At 38.2% G+C, this 19,746-nt stretch carries 18 protein-coding genes and 1 pseudogene; 5 read left to right on the plus strand and 14 right to left on the minus strand.

Annotated features, from left to right (window positions below; translation table 11 throughout):
- Positions 1-33: 33 nt before the first annotated feature.
- Positions 34-1,116: a lytic murein transglycosylase gene (locus tag LDL57_RS08130; RefSeq protein ID WP_180559852.1), complete on the minus strand. Its 1,083-nt coding sequence runs from the start codon at positions 1,114-1,116 to the stop codon at positions 34-36.
- A gap of 37 nt (positions 1,117-1,153) precedes the next feature.
- On the minus strand, positions 1,154-1,456 hold the full coding sequence (locus LDL57_RS08135) for a YcgL domain-containing protein (protein WP_180559851.1): 303 nt from the start codon (positions 1,454-1,456) through the stop codon (positions 1,154-1,156).
- A gap of 134 nt (positions 1,457-1,590) precedes the next feature.
- On the opposite strand from LDL57_RS08135, the gene minC reads away from it, so the two are divergent.
- Genes minC through minE form a run of 3 tightly spaced genes read left to right on the plus strand, consistent with a single transcriptional unit; the run spans position 1,591 to position 3,385 of the window.
- Positions 1,591-2,277 (plus strand): septum site-determining protein MinC, encoded by a 687-nt coding sequence (gene minC / locus LDL57_RS08140; RefSeq protein ID WP_180560071.1) that lies wholly within the window; start codon positions 1,591-1,593, stop codon positions 2,275-2,277.
- Positions 2,278-2,299: 22 nt separating this feature from the next.
- The gene (minD, locus tag LDL57_RS08145; RefSeq protein ID WP_180559850.1) at positions 2,300-3,112 is read left to right on the plus strand and encodes a septum site-determining protein MinD; all 813 of its coding nucleotides are present in this window, start codon (positions 2,300-2,302) and stop codon (positions 3,110-3,112) included.
- Between the two features lie 3 nt (positions 3,113-3,115).
- Positions 3,116-3,385 carry a cell division topological specificity factor MinE gene (minE, locus tag LDL57_RS08150; protein ID WP_180559849.1) on the plus strand — a complete coding sequence of 90 codons (270 nt, stop codon included), beginning with the start codon at positions 3,116-3,118 and terminating at the stop codon, positions 3,383-3,385.
- 278 nt (positions 3,386-3,663) lie between these two features.
- Here minE and LDL57_RS08155 read toward each other — a convergent pair whose 3' ends face one another.
- From LDL57_RS08155 to yoaA, 7 genes are all read right to left on the minus strand, one after another.
- Positions 3,664-4,020 carry a hypothetical protein gene (locus LDL57_RS08155; RefSeq protein ID WP_180559848.1) on the minus strand — a complete coding sequence of 119 codons (357 nt, stop codon included), beginning with the start codon at positions 4,018-4,020 and terminating at the stop codon, positions 3,664-3,666.
- Positions 4,021-4,030: 10 nt separating this feature from the next.
- Positions 4,031-4,735, minus strand: a complete 705-nt coding sequence (locus LDL57_RS08160; protein WP_180559847.1) for a two-partner secretion domain-containing protein — start codon at positions 4,733-4,735, stop codon at positions 4,031-4,033.
- Between the two features lie 160 nt (positions 4,736-4,895).
- On the minus strand, positions 4,896-6,020 hold the full coding sequence (rnd, locus tag LDL57_RS08165; RefSeq protein WP_180559846.1) for a ribonuclease D: 1,125 nt from the start codon (positions 6,018-6,020) through the stop codon (positions 4,896-4,898).
- Between the two features lie 80 nt (positions 6,021-6,100).
- Complete coding sequence (fadD, locus tag LDL57_RS08170) at positions 6,101-7,822, minus strand: long-chain-fatty-acid--CoA ligase FadD (RefSeq protein WP_180559845.1); 1,722 nt, start codon at positions 7,820-7,822, stop codon at positions 6,101-6,103.
- A 391-nt stretch (positions 7,823-8,213) separates the two neighbouring features.
- Positions 8,214-8,816 carry a Slp family lipoprotein gene (locus LDL57_RS08175; RefSeq protein ID WP_180559844.1) on the minus strand — a complete coding sequence of 201 codons (603 nt, stop codon included), beginning with the start codon at positions 8,814-8,816 and terminating at the stop codon, positions 8,214-8,216.
- A gap of 40 nt (positions 8,817-8,856) precedes the next feature.
- Positions 8,857-9,552 carry a tRNA (adenosine(37)-N6)-threonylcarbamoyltransferase complex dimerization subunit type 1 TsaB gene (gene tsaB / locus LDL57_RS08180; RefSeq protein ID WP_180559843.1) on the minus strand — a complete coding sequence of 232 codons (696 nt, stop codon included), beginning with the start codon at positions 9,550-9,552 and terminating at the stop codon, positions 8,857-8,859.
- Positions 9,553-9,662: 110 nt separating this feature from the next.
- The gene (gene yoaA / locus LDL57_RS08185) at positions 9,663-11,576 is read right to left on the minus strand and encodes a DNA repair helicase YoaA (RefSeq protein ID WP_180559842.1); all 1,914 of its coding nucleotides are present in this window, start codon (positions 11,574-11,576) and stop codon (positions 9,663-9,665) included.
- 173 nt (positions 11,577-11,749) lie between these two features.
- Between yoaA and LDL57_RS08190 the strand changes: the two genes are divergently transcribed.
- Positions 11,750-12,100, plus strand: coding sequence for a RidA family protein (locus LDL57_RS08190; protein ID WP_180560070.1), 351 nt, complete (start codon positions 11,750-11,752; stop codon positions 12,098-12,100).
- 168 nt (positions 12,101-12,268) lie between these two features.
- Here the strand turns inward: LDL57_RS08190 and LDL57_RS08195 are convergent, their stop codons facing one another.
- From LDL57_RS08195 to LDL57_RS18155, 4 genes and pseudogenes are all read right to left on the minus strand, one after another.
- A complete protein-coding gene (locus LDL57_RS08195; protein ID WP_180559841.1) occupies positions 12,269-13,552 on the minus strand; it encodes a M10 family metallopeptidase C-terminal domain-containing protein in 1,284 nt (427 codons plus the stop codon).
- Between the two features lie 459 nt (positions 13,553-14,011).
- The gene (locus tag LDL57_RS08205; RefSeq protein WP_180559840.1) at positions 14,012-14,161 is read right to left on the minus strand and encodes a hypothetical protein; all 150 of its coding nucleotides are present in this window, start codon (positions 14,159-14,161) and stop codon (positions 14,012-14,014) included.
- Positions 14,162-14,238: 77 nt separating this feature from the next.
- Positions 14,239-16,425: a lytic polysaccharide monooxygenase gene (locus LDL57_RS08210; protein WP_225505376.1), complete on the minus strand. Its 2,187-nt coding sequence runs from the start codon at positions 16,423-16,425 to the stop codon at positions 14,239-14,241.
- 566 nt (positions 16,426-16,991) lie between these two features.
- Positions 16,992-18,157, minus strand: a pseudogene (locus LDL57_RS18155) (RNA-guided endonuclease InsQ/TnpB family protein).
- A 118-nt stretch (positions 18,158-18,275) separates the two neighbouring features.
- Between LDL57_RS18155 and tnpA the strand changes: the two are divergent.
- Complete coding sequence (tnpA, locus tag LDL57_RS08220; protein ID WP_225505377.1) at positions 18,276-18,680, plus strand: IS200/IS605 family transposase; 405 nt, start codon at positions 18,276-18,278, stop codon at positions 18,678-18,680.
- Between the two features lie 165 nt (positions 18,681-18,845).
- Here the strand turns inward: tnpA and LDL57_RS08225 are convergent, their stop codons facing one another.
- Positions 18,846-19,292 carry a hypothetical protein gene (locus tag LDL57_RS08225; protein ID WP_180560682.1) on the minus strand — a complete coding sequence of 149 codons (447 nt, stop codon included), beginning with the start codon at positions 19,290-19,292 and terminating at the stop codon, positions 18,846-18,848.
- Positions 19,293-19,746: the final 454 nt, after the last annotated feature.

The raw sequence follows: 19,746 nt of genomic DNA on the forward strand, positions 1-19,746 counted from the left end.
TACTCCTATTTATAGTTCGCTATACTCAATTTATTAGATTTGTTGAGCAATACCGTCAGCCATTAAACAGACTGACAATGAAAAATAGTAAGAACGATTCCAGTGCATGATAGTGCGAAAATTATCCGTCACCAAATAGCTCCTGCCTTGCGGATCTTTTGGCATAATTAACCAAGTCTGGGTCGTTAACGCCAAATTAGCCATCACAGGAACTTCTACGCCAAGTTTTTTCCATTGTTCAACGGATTTTCCTTTTTTATTCACCCCCGCCAAGCCAACATTAAAACCTATTGGTAACTTAACCTGTGTCCCCCAAGGTAAAGAGGTTTGCCAGCCTTCATACCTGAGGTAATTAGCAATTGAAGCAAAAACATCTGCTTTATTGTGCCAGATATCAATCTGGCCGTTACCACTACCATCTATAGCATATTGTAGATAAGAAGTTGGCATAAACTGAGTTTGTCCCATTGCTCCAGCCCAAGAGCCTTTTAAACGACGGTTTTTTGGCACAGAGCCATTATCCATAATTTTGAGTGCAGCCATCAGTTGTTTACTAAAAAAACGTTCTCGGCGGCCATCAAAAGACAAAGTGACTAACGCGAAAATCACATCTTCTTGACCTTGAATTTCACCAAATTTACTCTCTAATCCCCAAAGCGCAACAATATATTGTACAGGAATGCCAAACCGCTTACTGGTTATATCCAATTGATGTCTATTAATATGGTATTGCTGTATTGCCATGCTAACACGTGATGGTGGTAAAACTTTTTGTAAGTAATTTTCTAAATTGACGTTAGCACGTCTTTCCGGTTGTCCGCGATCGGCAGCCACGATTCGCTGAACAAAATAAATATTGGCGAAAGCTCGTGTAATCGTTGCTTCGCTTATTCCGCGTTGCCTTGCCATGTGCTTTAAATAGGCAACATAAGCTGGAAATTGAGCCAGGCTACGTTTTTTATGCGGGAATGCCTTACTTAAAGAAATTTCACTGGATAGCGCAGCTATTGCTTGCGGTACTGATATTAATAAAACCACGTTAGGCAGCATTGCTATAAGCAAATTACCTATCAATAAGAAACTACCAATAACTGCATAAATAAGTTTGAGTCTCATACAGATAATCCTCAAAAATTTTTAAGTCAGTATTATCTTATTTTTGCTCTGCCAGTAGTTGAGTTTCCAATTTATCAATCAGGTAGCAATAATTTTCCATTATACTTTCAACCGGAGGAGGAAACTGGAGATAATAACCAACCTCAATGAGCTCCCTTTTAACTTTATCAATATCAGCATTGGCTAATTTTTTTCGTTTCGTCAAACAGAGGGCCATGACAAATCGCGGAGTACCAAATTGCTGTAATAATGGTTTAGGAACTCGTGAAAAATTATCTTTTTTTTCTACATAAAGATAAGTTTGTTCTCTTTTTGCACTACAATAAACTACACAAAACATTCAATTTAGCTCTTTTTTATTAACATGTTTGACTTGCCTGACTAACTAAGTAACTATAACATAATATTGTGTTTCCTAATATCATCATCCAAAATTCCACTATGGGTCAGTTCAATATGCTGAGTCGAATGCAGATGGCACAATCATCAATCGAACTAAAAGGCAGTAGCTTCACTCTAACCGTTCTTCATATTCATAATGAAGATCCGCAAGCTATTAAAAAAGCAATTCAGGAAAAAATTGACCAAGCGCCTGAGTTTTTGAAAAATGCCCCTGTTGTTTTCAATGTCACTGGTCTATTAGATGCAAATACAATTTTATCTTGCTATAAAATTATTAGTGAGGCAGGTTTAAAGATAGTCGGTGTCAGTGGATGTACCAATACCAAATTGCGCCAAGCTATTACTGATATTGGTCTACCTTTACTTAGTGAAGGTCAAAATCAAAAAACACAAAATAAAAAAACTGCCAATATAGCTGCCACTGAACATGGCAAGACCCGTATTATTACCACCCACGTTCGTTCAGGGCAACGCATATATGCGGCTAATTGTGATTTGATTGTTAACGCTAATGTTAGTGCTGGTGCTGAATTGATCGCTGATGGCAATATACATATTTATGGAATGATGCGCGGTAGAGTACTTGCCGGCGCATCTGGCGATAATAATTGTCAAATTTACTGTACCCACTTACAAGCTGAACTAGTATCTATTGCTGGCCAATTTTGGTTAAGTGAACAAATTCCTGCTGATTTTATCGGGAAAGCAGCTAGACTTTGTTTGGTAAATAATGAATTGACGATTGATAATATCATTTAGACCTTATTACAGGAATGACTCCATGGCACGCATTATTGTTGTAACCTCGGGTAAAGGTGGCGTAGGTAAAACCACATCCAGCGCAGCCATTGCTACCGGTCTGGCCCAAAGAGGAAAAAAAACCGTTGTGATCGATTTTGATATTGGTCTACGTAACCTCGATTTAATTATGGGATGCGAACGCCGGGTAGTGTATGATTTTGTAAATGTGATCCAAGGTGATGCCACGCTCAATCAAGCACTTATTAAAGATAAAAGGACTGAAAATCTTCATATACTTCCAGCTTCACAAACGCGTGATAAAGATGCATTAACACGCGAAGGCGTCGAAAAAGTGCTAAATGGACTGAAAAAATTAGATTTCGAATTCATTATCTGCGATTCGCCCGCAGGCATCGAAAGTGGTGCATTGATGGCACTTTACTTCGCCGATGAAGCAATTATTACCACCAACCCTGAAGTCTCTTCTGTACGTGATTCAGATCGCATTCTTGGTATTATCGCTTCTAAATCACGCCGTGCAGAACGTGGCGAAGAACCCATCAAGGAGCAACTTTTGCTTACCCGTTATAATCCCGGTCGTGTCACCCATGGTGATATGCTGAGTATGGAAGACGTACTGGAAATTCTATGTATCCCACTTATTGGTGTGATCCCTGAAGATCAATCCGTTCTACGTTCTTCTAACCAAGGAGAACCTGTTATTCTTGATCCTAAATCCGATGCAGGCAAAGCATACAGTGACTGTGTTGACCGAATTTTAGGTAAAAACCGCCCTATTCGTTTTATTGAAGAAGAAAAAAAAGGCTTCTTAAAGCGCTTGTTTGGAGGATAGAACATGGCCTTATTAGATTTTTTCCTGTCGAAAAAAAAATCAACGGCCAATATTGCCAAGGAAAGGCTACAAATTATTGTTGCCGAACGCCGACGTAATGACAGTGGACCGGCTTACCTACCTGCAATGAAACGTGATATTTTAAAGGTTATCTGCAAATATGTCCAAATTGATCCGGAAATGCTCACGGTACAATTTGAGCAAAAAGATGATGATATCTCGGTTTTAGAGTTAAATGTAACTTTACCGGAAATGGACGAAAAAACAAAATAGCCAGTTTTTAACACCAAAGTGCCCATCAATAGTGATGGGCTAATGCGATAAGAATTAATATTAATATGCAGTTTTGTTATTAAATATGATCCAATATCTAAAGTAATTTTGCCAACTTGGCTTGATTCGGGGGAGATAAATATATCATTGGTCATTAGAAGCATTATTCCCATTATAAGATGATAGGGAATAAATTTTAGAGCCATTTAAATGAATTATTTTAATACCGTAAATGTTTTATAATAATTGATTAAATTCTATCTAATTAATTAAAATAACTATCGACATTTTTTATATTCAATGTAAAATCGCCCATTTTGTTTGTTTTCTATTAGATTATGATCCATATAATATAGATCATCAAAGGTATTAGTAAAAATATTTCCTGTATTAATATAACTAGAATCTTTTGAGCCATAAACATCAAAATAGAATAATCCCTTATTATTGATTGTACCATGATTATTAAATGAACCCATAGATATGTACATACTTATGTTTTTTGCATTAATAACACTGTTTTCTTGATTATTAAATTCAGCACCTTTGAAAGAATATATAAATGGGACATAGTGACCAAAGTTGACATGCGCCATTTTATCATCAATATTGTTATAATCAATTGCAAGTGGCATATTACTAATTCTATAAACTATTTTTATCAGCCATTAAGCTAGTTTTACTGACAGTAGTATACTTACTTGCCACAATATTAACCGTATCAACATTAGTAAGAGGTATATTACCTGAAAAAGTCACCGCTTTATTTTTCGCTGGACTGATGATCGCATTATTTTCATTATTATAAGCAATATTACCGGCCAGTAAGGTTAAATTATTTGTGCGAGTAAATCCACAGGCCGAACATTCAATGCCATTAGGATTAGCAACAATAAGCACTGCTTTTTTGCCTAATATGCCCAATTTACCCGCAAGCTTGCTAGCCTTAGTATCATTCACCTCGGTAATAATCACTGAGGCAGGATTAGCTAAGTTGAGATTATTCAAATAAACGCCTAATTCACCAATATCCATTTGTTTAAATACCGTATGTGATATCCTTTTATCATTAGCCTTATTAATATTAATAACGGGTTTATAGCCATTACGTTTATTCGGTGCCAGGTTATTTATTTCACTATAGACTTCATAACTAATAATACTTGCTGTCAAATTTTTCTTATTATCTTTATCAATAATAATATTAGTTCCCAACTTATTATGATATTCATTAGTCCCCTTTAATCGTCGATCTTCAGTATTTACTTGCTGTGGTGGAAAAGATATATCATTAGCATAACCAGAAAAAGATGAGGTTATAAGCGATAAAAATATTAATTTCCTTTTCATTTTATTCTCCTTAATAAAATAATATTGTTTTTAACAATAACAATTAGATCACTTTAATTAAAAAGAAAGAAGATACATATAAAATATATCTTAAAATAAATGACTTTAAATAGATAAGGCATAACCATGCTATAATTTATTCTAAGCCAGAATAAATTAACTAAGGATATAGTTCTAATAACTTTTTTAAAGGATTATTCAGCAGCTGTCCACGCCATCCAGCAAGCAGATCTGGTGTATTATGGCTCTTTTTTAATCCCCAATGAACGGCCAATAACTGATTAATTTGACGCCGTGAGGCTAACAACTCACTATTCAATTTTTGTTGCTCACCAACTTGTTTGGTTAATTCTTTAATGGCCTTAAACGCTTCTCGATATTTAGGGTGATCGATAAGATGATAAAGTGGCGCTGGACACGCTTTTTCTTCCAGGTCATAACACTTGCTAACGATTCGCAATAGTTCCTGCCCATGACAACGGATCTCCTGTCCAGTTAACCCTATTGTCTGTAGTTCCGCTGAAGAATTAGGTAAGTAACGCGCTATTTTCCACAGATGCTCTTCTCTAACAACAAAATTAACCGCCAAATCACGTCGACGAGCCTGGTTAAGCCGCCAGGCAGCTAATTGTTTAAGACAGGCCAGCTGTTGAGCGCGCAGTTGCCAACTATTTTTGATACTTTTATATGCATCTTCCGGGGTTAATATCTCTTGCCGACGTAGTAAAATACGCTGGCATTCATCAGTTGCAGCCGGTAGATAACCTAATGTGTCAATAAGCTGTTGTAGTTTTTCAGCTAAAGGTAATAAAAAAAACACATCAGCGGCCGCATATTGACACTGTTTATCACTCAATGGCCGAACAAGCCAGTCTGTCCGTGACTCACTCTTATCTAATGCAATAGTCAAATATTCATTTACTAAGCTAGCAAACCCGGTTGAAATTGGATGGCCAACAAATGCCGCCATAATCTGTGTATCTAACATCGGCTGGGGAACACAAGCCAAATGATGAAAAAATACTTCTATGTCCTCACTACCCGCATGTAAGATTTTAGTAACTTTGCCATCGGTTAATAAATTTTTAAATGGATCCAAATTAGTAATGGCAATAGGATCAATTAATGAAACTTGCTCACCATCATATAACTGAATAAGACCAAGCTGTGGATAGTAAGTTTTTACCCGAACAAATTCTGTATCAAGTGCTATTTTGTTAGCTTTCGATGCTGCTTGACAAACTTCTTTAAGTTGAGCATCTGTCGTAATCAACTGATAATTCAAAACATCTTCTCTTTATGATTATTTTTTACAACACCGGTTTAGCTCACCAGCAACCGATGTTGTTTATTTGATTAGTTAAATTAACGTTCTAATGGCTGTGTTACTTGATGATTTTCTGAGGAATTTTTATATTTTTTCTGCTCTTCTTCTCTTAATTGTCGCCTTAGTATTTTACCTACATTCGATTTGGGTAATTCAGTACTACGAAATTCAAAAAATTTAGGTACCTTATAGGCAGTCAAATATTGACGACAATAAATTTTTAAATCATCGGCAGTCAAATTCGGATCACTTGATACCACAAAGACCTTTACTGCTTCACCTGTATGTTCATCTACCACGCCAATGGCTGCATTTTCAATGACCTTTGGATGATTAGAGATAACTTCTTCAATTTCACTCGGATAAACATTAAAACCAGAAACCAAGATCATATCTTTTTTGCGATCAACAATTTTAATAAAACCTTTTTCATCAATTGTCGCAATATCACCGGTCGCTAACCAACCATCCTGCAGCACTTCGTTAGTCATAATGGGGGTGCGCCAGTAACCCTTCATGACTTGAGGACCTCGTACCAATATCTCGCCTGGCTGGCCTATTGCAACTTCATTACCCTTGTCATCAACAAACTTAACATCAGTTGAAGGCATAGGAAAGCCAATACTACCATTATATCGCTTTAAATTGTATGGATTGACCGTTACTAATGGTGAGCACTCAGTTAAACCATAACCCTCCAGTAAACACTTACCCGTTATTTGTTGCCACTCTTCTGCTACTGCCTTATGTACCGGCATTCCACCACCAATAGAAACATGCAAATGAGAAAAATCAAGCTTTCTAAATTCTTCATTACTTAACCAGGCATTAAATAATGTATTAACGCCTGTAATACCTGTAAAAGGATAGCGAGCAAGTTCTTTAACGGTTGCTGGAATATCTCGTGGATTAGTGATCAATAAATTTGTACCGCCAATCTTTACAAACAATAAACAATTTACGGTTAAGGCAAAAATATGATATAGCGGCAACGCCGTCACAATAATTTCTTTACCTAACTGCATAGCCGGCAGGTAAGTTGCTTTGCCCTGCTCAACATTTGCCAACATATTATAATGGGTAAGCATTGCCCCTTTCGCTGCACCCGTGGTTCCGCCGGTATACTGGAGAAAAGCTAAATCTTCACCAGAAATTTCGGGCTTCACATATTGCATACGATAGCCCAATTGCATAACACGGCGAAAAGAGATCGCTTGTGGCAAATAATATTTAGGTACCAAACGTTTTATATATTTAACAACAAAATCAACAATTGTTGCTTTTGACCGAGAAAGTTGATCGCCTAAACGGGTTAGAATAACATGTTTAATTTGCGTATTAAAAACTACTTTCTCTAACGTATGGGCAAAATTTGATACAATAACAATTGCAATGGCTTCACTATCATTGAGCTGATGTTCTAATTCTCTTGGGGTATAAAGCGGATTAACATTAACAACAACCATTCCTGCACGTAAAATACCAAAAAGTGCAACCGGATACTGTAATAAATTGGGTAGCATAAGCGCTACCCGATCGCCTTTTTGCAGACCGAGACCATTTTGTAAATAGGCCGCAAACGCTCGACTACGTTCTTCCAATTTACGATAGGTCATTATTTCACCCATATTAATAAAAGCTGGGCGATCAGCATATTGCGTAACCATATTCTCTAATAAGTCTGCTAATGATGTTTCCGATACCGGTTCTATTTCTGCCGGAACATCAGATGGATAATTTTTTAGCCAGATTTTTTCCACTGTAATACTCCTGATTTGAAACTAAGTGAAGTACCGACAAAAATTAATTTGTTAACAAAATACTAACTCAGCATACTAGTTTGAGAACCGTTCTATGTTAATGCTGAGATATGTATCACTATTTAATTTCAAATCTCGAATAAGTTTAAACTAAGCTAACTTATCAACTGCTATGTTTTGATTAGTTTTAAAATAATTATAAAGGTTAGCAAAATAATTATATATAATATTAATTATAAACTGCTCTGCTTTTGCTCGAAAAAGCTAGCTGCCTTTTATCATTTTAATGCACAACCACTCTTTATAGCACGGCATAATTTTGCTCAGCATAAAAATTAATCAGGGTAAATATTTTGCCATATTTACCCTGCCTAATTGATAAAAATAACAATTATTCGGTTAGATAAGTGCGTATTTCAGCCTCACCAACAGGATAACCCCAAGGACCCCAATTCCAATAATAAGGCGAATTAGGATAATTTGGATACCATGGCGATCCATATCCCCAACCTGAAGGTGGTAATACAACTGATTGCATTTGATTCCAGCGTTGATAACCTGATACTGCAATTTTGACATACTGATAGGAAACTAAATCAATTTTTCCAGCTTCAATGCCAGTAATAGTTCCAACGACCGTAATATAGCGCCCGTTAAAATCGGATGGCTCTAAAAAACGACCGATATATGCATATATACGTCCAACCGATGGTGTATTTAATCTTGGTGCCGCGTCATATTTACTCAATGGCATTACTGCAATCTCAAGCCGAGTTTGGTTGTTACTATTTAAAACTGAGATCACCTTACCGCCAAAGCGCCCTTCTTGACCAATATAAAGCTCAGGAGCCTCGCGCACTGCTGATAAATTTTCAACTGGTGTTTGCGTGCTTCCTTTAATTGAAGCAGGAATTGATACACACCCAGTTAATAAAACAACACCAGCCAACAGAGCAACCTTTGTGGCAACCTGGTAGTTTAACTTTATTTTCATAAACCACCTCTTAAAACGGCATAATAATTTAAAACAACTATCAACGACCGGGTAACTTTTTCCAACTAACTTCATTACGTAAATAAACCGGCTGGGCTTCTTCAACCTGAACTGTTTTACCTTTTTGCCACGCTTGTAAGGCTAAAAGCAACATATCTTGCGCATCAGGTAAACAAATACCACTTTCCAATATATTTAAATTTGTCATTCTTAATATAGGATAGGCTGACCAACCTGTCCCGGCAATAGCCCACTGCCCACTTAAGCTATTTATTTTGGCTAAAAACTGTTCTGGTTTTAGTACCGCTTCCGTCTCTTCGCCTTGCCAATCACCATCTGGTTTAAGTTCATAGCAAGCAGAATAAATTTCTCCCATTCTTGCATCTATCGCTACCAATACTTTTTTTGCCCCTGATTGACGATAAGCGCCTTGCGCCATAGTTAATAAAGAAGAAATACCTACCATAGGCAAATCAGCCCCAAAGGCCAAACCCTGAGCAATACCTACCGCAATCCGGACACCGGTAAAACTACCTGGCCCACGGCCAAAAGCTAAAACATCGATATCTCGTAAATCCAGATGTGCATCAATGAGACACTGTTCTACCATTGGCAATATTTTTCTGGTGTGTTCCCGCGGTGAAACGGCAAATTGAGTAAAAATTTCACCATCGTTCCACAGTGCGACAGAACACGCTTCAGTGGCCGTATCAATCGCTAATATATGGGTTGCCATACTTTATATCCTGGCTATTTTCATGACTAAATAATTGCTAATACTAACATATTTTGTTGAATAAAATGGTGTTAGCAAGAAAAAAGCTATATGTTAATGGCACTATTTATTTAATTAGTTGATGGCGCTTTTGCTAAAAAGTTAATTGCCGCTTGCAAACTACGCGTTCTAGGCGAGGGTGGTAAACTATTCAAAAAAATTTCACCATAAGGTCGCGATACTAATCGGTTATCACAAATAATAATCACTCCAGAATCATTAACATCACGTACTAGCCGGCCAATCCCTTGCTTTAAATTAAGCACCGCATCAGGTAATTGAACATCATAAAACGCATTGCCACCATGTAGTTGACAATCTTGCATACGCGCTCGCAATAATGGTTCATCTGGCGATGTGAAGGGTAATCTATCGATAATGACACAAGAGAGAGCGTCACCTTTAACATCAACCCCTTGCCAAAAACTGTTGGTGGCTATCAACAATGCATTACCTGCTGCGGTAAATTGGGTCAACAATCGGGCTTTACTGGTCTCTCCCTGCATCAAAACAGGTAAGCTCAAACATTCACGAAACATGGCTGTTAATTCACGCATCATGTTAAGTGAAGTACATAAAAAGAAACAACGCCCTTGATTATGCTCAATAACTGGCTTTAGCATAACAACTAATTGCTCAGCAAAGTCAGCCTGATTAATATCTGGCAAATAACGCGGCACACAAAGTAATGTTTGGCTCTGATAGTCAAATGGACTCGGTAAGATTAAACTATTGGCTTTTTCCAATCCTAAACGTTGGCTAAAATAGCTTAATTTATCACTGACTGCTAGTGTAGCAGAAGTAAAGATCCAGCTCCCTTTTTCCGTCGTTATCATGTCATGAAATTTATCCGCCACCGTTAAGGGGGTCAATGCTAATAAAAAATGACGGCCAAAACTTTCAAACCAATAACTAAAGCCGGGGATAGTTGTCTCTTTTAACCGATTTAAACGATTACGATAAGTTGTGGTTCGATCAAAAATAGCATCTAAAGCGGCAGAACGACCCAGCGACAGTTTTATCACTTCGTAGCTAAATTCCAACGCATCCTCAAGACGCTGCAACGCACTACTAACTGACTGTTGATTAAGTAATTGTTGTAAATCACCCCTAAATCCATTTTCACCTAATGTTAATCGAAAATCTAAAGTAGCCTGGCTAATACTATCAGCGCACTTTTGTAATTGTATCTGATCACGAATTTCCGTTCGATAAACTAGGATAATATCACGAGCAAGTTCAAATAATTGGCGGCTGCTAAGCTGTTGGCCAAAATATTGACTGGCAATATCAGGGATCTGATGCGCCTCATCAAAAATAATTACCTCTGATGTCGGAATTAACTCACCAAATCCAGTATCTTTTACGACCTTGTCCGCCATAAATAGATGATGATTAATAACCACCACATCGGCTTCTAACGCTTTTTTGCGTGACTTAAGTACAAAACAACGCTGATAATAGGGGCAATGGCTACCGATACAGTTATCATTAGTGCTGGTTACCAATGGCCAAACAGCGCTGTCCTCTGCTACCTGATGACAATTACTTATATCACCATCCTCAGTTTCTATTGCCCAACGACGTAGGCGTACAATCTCTGCAATCATTTCAGCAGCAAGTTGTTCTCCTGCTAATGTTTGCTGTTCAAGCCGCTCTAAACACAAATAATTAGCACGCCCTTTTAATAAAGCAACATGACCTGAGTAGGCTAAAGCAGCTTTAATAATCGGTAAATCACGATAATAAAGTTGATCCTGGAGAGTTTTTGAACCGGTTGAGATCACAACTTTTTTATTAGAACGTAAGGCCGGTACTAAATAAGCATAAGTTTTACCCGTTCCTGTACCTGCTTCAACCACAAGCGCCTGTTGAGATTGAATTGCCGTCGTAATAGCACGAGCCATTTCAATTTGCGCATCACGTGGTCGAAAGCCAGGTATGACATCAAACAGTGGGCCTTTAATAGAAAAATCGTCTAACACTTTAATCTCATTATTTAAATTAGCTAAAATATTTTACTGATGGCTAGGTTAGTGGTAATAAAAGCCCACTTAGCACTCTTCATTATTAAATAAATAAACGCATACCATGACAAAAAATAGATTTTAGTAGACAATATAGCAATGACTTTATGTTTAAAAAATCAGGAACAATGATGTCTATTCAATATATTGATCCAGAAAATCGCTGGTCAGAAGCTACTCTATTTAACAATATCCTCTATTACACTAGTGTTCCTGAAAATCTTGAGGGTGATATTCTTCAGCAAACAACCAGTGCTTTGCAGGCTATCGATAACATTTTAACCCGCGTCGGTTCAAATAAAAGCAATATCCTTGATGCAACTATCTTTCTCGCTGATAAAGCTGATTTGGCTGGCATGAACCAAGTCTGGGATAGCTGGGTTGTACCGGGTAAAGCGCCTGTTCGCTGTACAGTGCAAGCTATTTTAATGAATCCTAAATATAAAATTGAAATCAAAATTGTTGCCGCAATCGCGGACTAATAATTTTAAAAGCATTTAATAGAGCCGGCAAGCCGGCTCTGTTTGCTTGATAAAGATAAACCATCATGTTGTTAAATAGAGAAATAATTTTATCTTAGTTATGTTGATAAACAATAGAGTGAACAAGTTGCTAATAACCGACTTTTGCGCCTATAACAAATAAGCGCTCTATTGATGTAAGATAAAGTCAGTGAGAGGATTAATATAACCATAAACATCAATAGCGAAATCAGCTATATCATCATTATTTACAGTGAGTAGCACCCTACTCCATTGACTGCTAGGTTCGTAAGTGATTTTTATTTGTCCTGGTTGGCCGTTAAATTCATTAACAAAAGTAAGGGAACTTTGACCATTAGAGTTATCATACAACTTTTTATTCAGATAAGACAGGTCAATTTTATCTTCTCCTGTTTGAAAATCCATGATCCTATCAGATCCACTCAAGGTTGAATCTTCAAACGACAGATAAACAAAAGTATTTCTTTCTGCTGGGCCAGTTCTCAATGGTGAGGAATGCGTTTGCTGGTCACTATTTTCTACCTTATCAGTATAATAACTGTAAAACGAAGACGGATTGGCAGAACGATTATTCGTTGCTATCATCTGCCTTACTGTTTCATCTCTACCCCAAAGTATGTCTTGCCCTAAACCGCCATAAATAATATCTTCGCCAGCACCACCTTTAATTATATTATCGACACTATTACCAATTATAGTGTCTTGCCCATAACCACCGAGCGCGTTTTCAATAACCGTATTTTTAGCGATTGAGACATTCTTTATCCATCCACCCACATTTGAAAATGTACCCGAATTTAAATTAATAAGTTGCTGATGAGAGTAACCAGAAAAATCTAATGTATCATTACCACCTGCGTCCCATACCGAGAAAATACAACCGATACGTGGGTCGCTAATTGTGTACCAATCTTTATTGGTAGTTGAATTGAAGCCATAGACATCATCGCCAGTTCGTGTACGCATATTCGCGCCATACAGCGCTTGAGCCGCAGCAATATCATCGATAAGCGGCGCCGAAGCATAAGAACCATAAAAATAACCTCCAGTATTGTTTTCTGGCCAGTAACTCATGACACTAAATTGACGACTATCTTCTTCATATGGCGCGTTGTTTGCATAACCAAACTCTTCTTGGGCATTGGCATTCCAGCCAAGTGTCTGGGTTTGCTGATTAATTGATGCTGCATTGTAGTCACCCGGGTGGGAAAGCCCTATTGCATGACCTATTTCATGTACAAGTACTAATCTACCGTAATTTCCCGGATAAGGAGCTAAATTTTCATGATTTTGCGCATTAAACCAGCATTGCCCTGCAAGTGGCCCACTATCAGGTAAATAAGCAAATGCCTGACCTTTAATGCTGTGAAAATTACCAAAATTAATATTTGTTGTTTGCGTGGCATCTTCAGTAAAAGTGATATTAGCCACATCAGCCCAGCTATCCAGTGCAATTTTGCCTGCAACTGCTGGTATTCTGTTAGTTGGTAGTAAGCATTATAATACTCATGCCATCGGCTAAAAGAATAAGTAACCGCTGCGGCTTGCCCAATCTGATGCTCACTATTCCAGGTAGCATGTTGACGTATTATTTGTTGAGCGGCTTGATCGATATCATAAGAATCTTTCCACTTTTTGATTTTATCTTTGCCACGTATATTTTCACGCAAAGCATTATTTACCCATTGCGATAGATCTGAGACTTGAAAAGGTGGTAGGGATTGAGATGATGATGATGATGATGATGATGATATTAATACAGTCCCATTCTGTTTAAAATAGGTATGTGCCCCTTGGATTACCGTCATAATCATCCCCCCTTCAATAAATATTGAAAAAATAAATTATTTATTAAATTTATGCTTATTTTTTTATTTTTTCCAATTTTAGTTATATTTTCTCGATTTGTTGTAGGGTTGACGGCAAATTAATTCCTAACAACACATTGTTTTGCCGTTGACAATTACGACACTCAGGGAACAATTTAATATCAAATAACATAGTGACGGTACTAAGTAAATCAGCGACCTTTATTGTCAATGAACACCATATAAAGGTAGCTATTTTGATATATCATTACTCATTATTGCTCTGTATCAAGTCATCATCCCACCTCCTCACATAGAGTAATGAGGCAGGATATCTATTTCATTATCATCTAAAGTAAGAACAGAATTATTAGCCGTAGCCGGTGCAACAGTTGGTGTTGTATTCGCTAAGGTATTCAACGACGTATTCGAACCCGAATTCAGTGTGGTGTTCGAACCGGTATTCAGTGTGGTATTAGAACCGGTATTCAGTGTGGTATTCGAACCGGTACTCAGTGTGGTATTCGAACCAGTACTCAATGTGGTATTCGAACTAATTGTTAGTGTAGTATTTGAACTAGTTGTTAGTGGGATAACTGTTTCAGTTGGTTGACTAGCTGTCGTTACTGTCGGCTGTGTAACTACCGATCCGGTTGACGGTTTGGTGCCAGTTACTGCCGTATCCGTGATAACCGGCTCATCCGGTTGATTGGCTGTCGTTACGGTTGGTTGCATGACTACCGATCCGGTTGCCGGCTTGGTGCCAGTTACTGTCGTATCCGCCACAACCGGTTCACCCGGTTGATTGGCTGTCGTTACGGTTGGTTGCGTGACCACCAATCCGGTTGCCGGCTTGGTGCCAGTTACTGCCGTATCCGTGATAACCGGCTCATCCGGTTGATTGGCTGTCGTTACGGTTGGTTGCGTGATCACGGATTTGGTTGGCGACTTGGTGCCAGTTACTGTCGTATCCGCCACAACCGGTTCACCCGGTTGATTGGCTGTCGTTATGGTTGGTTGCGTGACCACCGATCCGGTTGCCGGCTTGGTGCCAGTTACTGCCGTATCCGTGATAACCGGCTCATCCGGTTGATTGGCTGTCGTTACGGTTGGTTGCGTGACCACCGATCCGGTTGCCGGCTTGGTGCCAGTTACTGCCGTATCCGCCTCAACCGGTTCACCCGGTTGATTGGCTGTCGTTACAGTTGGTTGCGTGACTACCGATCCGGTTGCCGGCTTGGTGCCGATTACTGCCGTGTCCGCCACAACCGGTTCACCCGGTTGATTGGCTGTCGTTACAGTTGGTTGCGTGACTACCGATCCGGTTGCCGGCTTGGTGCCGATTACTGCCGTGTCCGCCACAACCGGTTCACCCGGTTGATTGGCTGTCGTTACAGTTGGTTGCGTGACTACCAATCCGGTTGCCGGCTTGGTGCCGATTACTGCCGTGTCCGCCACAACCGGTTCACCCGGTTGATTGGCTGTCGTTACAGTTGGTTGCGTGACTACCGATCCGGTTGACGGTTTCGTTACGGTTACTGTCGTATCCGCCACAACCGGTTCACCCGGTTGATTAGTTGTCGTTACAGTTGGTTGCGTGACCACCGATCCGGTTGTCGGTTTCGTTACGGTTACTGCCGTATCCGCCACAACCGGTTCACCCGGTTGATTGGCTGTCGCTACGGTCGGTTGGGTGACTACTGATCCGGTTGGCGACTTGGTGCCAGTTACTGTCGTATCCGCCACAACCGGCTCATCCGGTTGATTGGCTGTCGTTACGGTTGGTTGCGTGATCACGGATTTGGTTGGCGACTTGGTGCCAGTTACTGTCGTATCCGCCACAACCGGTTCACCTGGTTGACTGGTTGTCGTTACAGTTGGTTCTTTAATATCTGGTTCGGTAGGTTGCTTCTTATCATTATCAGGAAAAATCGCATCTATCACTTGATAGAAACTATTACGCGTATCAGCAATCTGCCAAACACCATAAATGATATGATAACCAATACGATCAACAGGCACTTTACAAATTATGCTAACGTCTGCTTTGGGTATTGCGCCACCATCATATTGGGTACAGAAAGGTTTTAAATCAAATGCCGCACGGGCCAATGGTACATTAGGATCCCAACCATTCTTGGTAAGATAAAAACGCCAATTAGCTGTACTGTGTCGAGCGTTAAGATGCCAAGAAAAAATATTGTCTCCCACTTGCATTTGAGTTTTATGCCATCTGTTTTCACCCGCTTCATCTAGTTTACCAAATCGTTTAATACCCCCACTGGCTAATTTACCATCCTGTGGGAAATCCTTATCAGGAAATCCGGAGCGTTGTTCTACACTATGCGGTTCATATTTTATATCACCACATGTTTTATTTATTCCCTGTGCGCATTTATATGCTCGGCTTGCCGGCGATTTTATATAGCCATGAGCCCATAGACTTGAAGATACAGTTAATATAAAGCTCATGATAAAAAAATTTTTTAATTTCATATGTTTTCCTATTTAAACATTAAATTATTTTTATATATTAATTAATAAATTTTTTTACCAAAAATATTATCATTAACATATTGGCTTTAAGGTTTTTAAAAGAAATCCCCATAAAATTCACAACAAAAAAATTATTAATCCGTCATAAAATTCCCATCCAAAAATTTTATTTATTTTATAGAATAATTTTTTCATTTAATCATATTATAGCCTAATTATTTTAATTGGTGTCATAACACTATTTCCTCGAATAAAATATTCGCTGGCAATCAATTTATTATTGGACAATTGTTATTCTCATGATGACAAATATTTTTTATAATCTTCAATTATTTTTTAATTCAAACTTAGTAATAAAAAATATTTTTTGCCATAACAATTGGTGATTATATAAAGTTAGCGGTATAGCTGATTTATTGTATTAAATGAATATGGAATAGGGAGCATCACTGATATAATTTATAAAAATGACAAATAAAATAAAAACCCTGACCATTATAATAAATTTATACTTTTTGACATCCTCCCCCACCTTCACACTTCGTGACTCAGGAGGGGGATTCCCGTTAGTCGGAGACTATCTGATCGCTCAGAAGCCTGGTTCCTGCTGCTGACGGCATTACTGCACCGTTCACTTCACAGGCTAACACGGCATGTCCTGCCGCTAAAATGTTACGAGCTCCGTTGATATCTGCGTTCTCTGTATACCCGCACTCAAGGCACTCGAATCTACTTTGTGATTGACGATTTTCTTTCGCTGTATGACCACAACATGCACACCGTTGACTTGTATATGCCGGAGGCACAGCTAATACCTGACCACCGCGCCATAGCTGCTTGTACTCAAGCTGACGGCGCATTTCATACCAACCCTGATCCAGTATCGAACGGTTAAGTCCTGATTTTGCCCTGACATTCCGTCCGTGCTGCTCTTGTGTACCTTTTGCCGATTTCGACATGTTACTGACCTTTAAGTCCTCAATGACGATCATCGCGTGGTTTTTGCTGATTTCACTGGTGACTTTGTGAAGGTAGTCTTTGCGGATATTGGTTATATGCGAGTGGAGACGTTGGATTTTTCGCTTCTGTTTTTCCAGTTATTGCTGAATTTAACTTTACAGCTTAACTGACGCTGGAATTTCGCCAGCTTTTTTTGGTTGGTTTTAAAACTGTTTACAGGTTCAAACACTGTGCCGTCTGACAGCGTGGCGAGTCTGGTTACACCTGCATCCAAACCAATCATTGTTGCTGACGAATGAGGCTGAATGTCCATTTCCAGTTCGACCTGAAACGATATATACCAGTGTCCCGCATGTTGGCTAACGGTTGCGTTTTTAATCTTACCGTACAGCTTTTGCGACTGCCGGAACTTTACCCATACCAAACCTGACGGTAATCTCACTCTGCCATTATCGAGCTGACAATATTTATCAAAATTAACAAAACGAACTGAATCACGCCCGTCATTTTTTCCTTTTAAATACAGGAGCTTTTGCTGCCAGTTTTTTATCAAAGCAGCGTTTCCATGCCCCGTGCAGATCTTTGAGTTTCTGCTGAAGATTATCCGTGTAGGCTTCTTGCAAAAGGAATGTTCCGGCTTTTTTTTCCATTCTGTGAGCATCCGATTTAGTTCAAACGCTGACGGTAGTTTACCGCCGGATTCAATAATGCGTTGCGTCTCTGCTAGCCCGTAATTCCAGATAAAACGAGCGCATCCGCACAACTGCCGCAAACGTTGCGACTGTTTTTCGGTTGGTTCGAGTCTGAATTTGTAGGCTTTTAGAATTAGCATTATTACTCAGTGTGTAGTAAATTATCTCACTATCTTACCGTATATCCGGTTAATTTCAATGCAAAAATATAAAATCAACCGTTCAAGACATTCAGCGTTTCTTTTACATGTTCACCTTGTCTTTGTGACTAAGTACCGAAAGAAAGTACTCAGTGGCTTGCACTACAAAGCATTTCATCAGTATGCAGGTGAAGTGTGTCGCGACTTTGGGGCTGATTTAAAGGAAAGTAACGGAGAGTCCGATCACGTTCATATGCTGATCGAGTACCCGCCCACAGTGCAGTTGTCAGTACTAGTAAACTCGCTGAAAGCGGTAACGTCTCGTCGTCTGCGTAATGAGTTTCTAGACTTGCGTGGGGCTTACGGCAAGCCAGTGTTGTGGTCTCGATCATACTTTGCAGGTTCGTGCGGGGGAGCACCGCTGGAAGTTGTTAAGCAATACATTCAAAATCAGCGTGGCTGATCATTCTTCGGGCTTTTCAAGCCCGACCAAATTCCCCTCCCACCTTATGTCGGTGGGAGTACCCTTTGGAGGTTAAGATGGTCAGGATTAATTATGATACTGATTGGTATCTTATATTGTTATAATAGTAAAATATTATTATTTATTAATATTAGATTATATGCTTTAGCATGCAGTTATTGTCATTAAAAAATCCCAGTTAGGATCTTGATCACTACCTTCAAACAGTGGTTCTAAAACCAGTTTAAGTCCACTATTGGTATCGTATTTGAAATCAATAATTTCAACTTTATCTGAATCTTTATTTTTAACAGATGTGTAGCTGCCGGTAATTAAGTCATTACCATTTGGATTATATTCTGTACTGATAGAAAAACTAAAAGATGCCACTTTACTGTCTTCAATAGTGAATGTATGAAGTACGGTTGCACTGGTATCTTTTTTAGGTTGCGCAATAAAATCGTGTCCAGGCGTCACACTTCCATCTCTATGTATTTTTACGCGAAATCCTTGCCAAATATTTAATGCATAATCATAAACTGCCATACCTACATTATAGTGTTTAAAACTATTATTACTAATTTCTTTTTCTTGTATATATATTTTTTCCATCGATAAAATCCTATTTAAAATTTATTTATTAGTAATTGCATACATGAGTAAAAATAATTTAAACCTTTTATATTAGCCTATTCTATTATTGAACTCACACATTGATTATATTATAAATAAAGAGTTATAAAACATATTATTGCTTATATTTAAATAATATAAATAAAAAAAGAACCAATCTAAGTTATAAAAAATTTTCAAAACAATATTAAATATTATAATAAAATCATATTATTATTTATATATAATTCAAACAAATAACAAATTAAAATAACATATAATGATAAATATAATATTATAATAACATTGAAATAATAATTAATATAATAAGAAATTATAATAATAACAAAGAAGATAGTTGCCAAATAAGCATAATAAATAACAATTAGATTTGTTATCCATTCAAGAATAGAAAATATTTTAATTAAAAGATTGAGAATAAATAACTAAAATT

Source organism: Arsenophonus apicola, assembly GCF_020268605.1.
Taxonomy (GTDB): domain Bacteria; phylum Pseudomonadota; class Gammaproteobacteria; order Enterobacterales; family Enterobacteriaceae; genus Arsenophonus; species Arsenophonus apicola.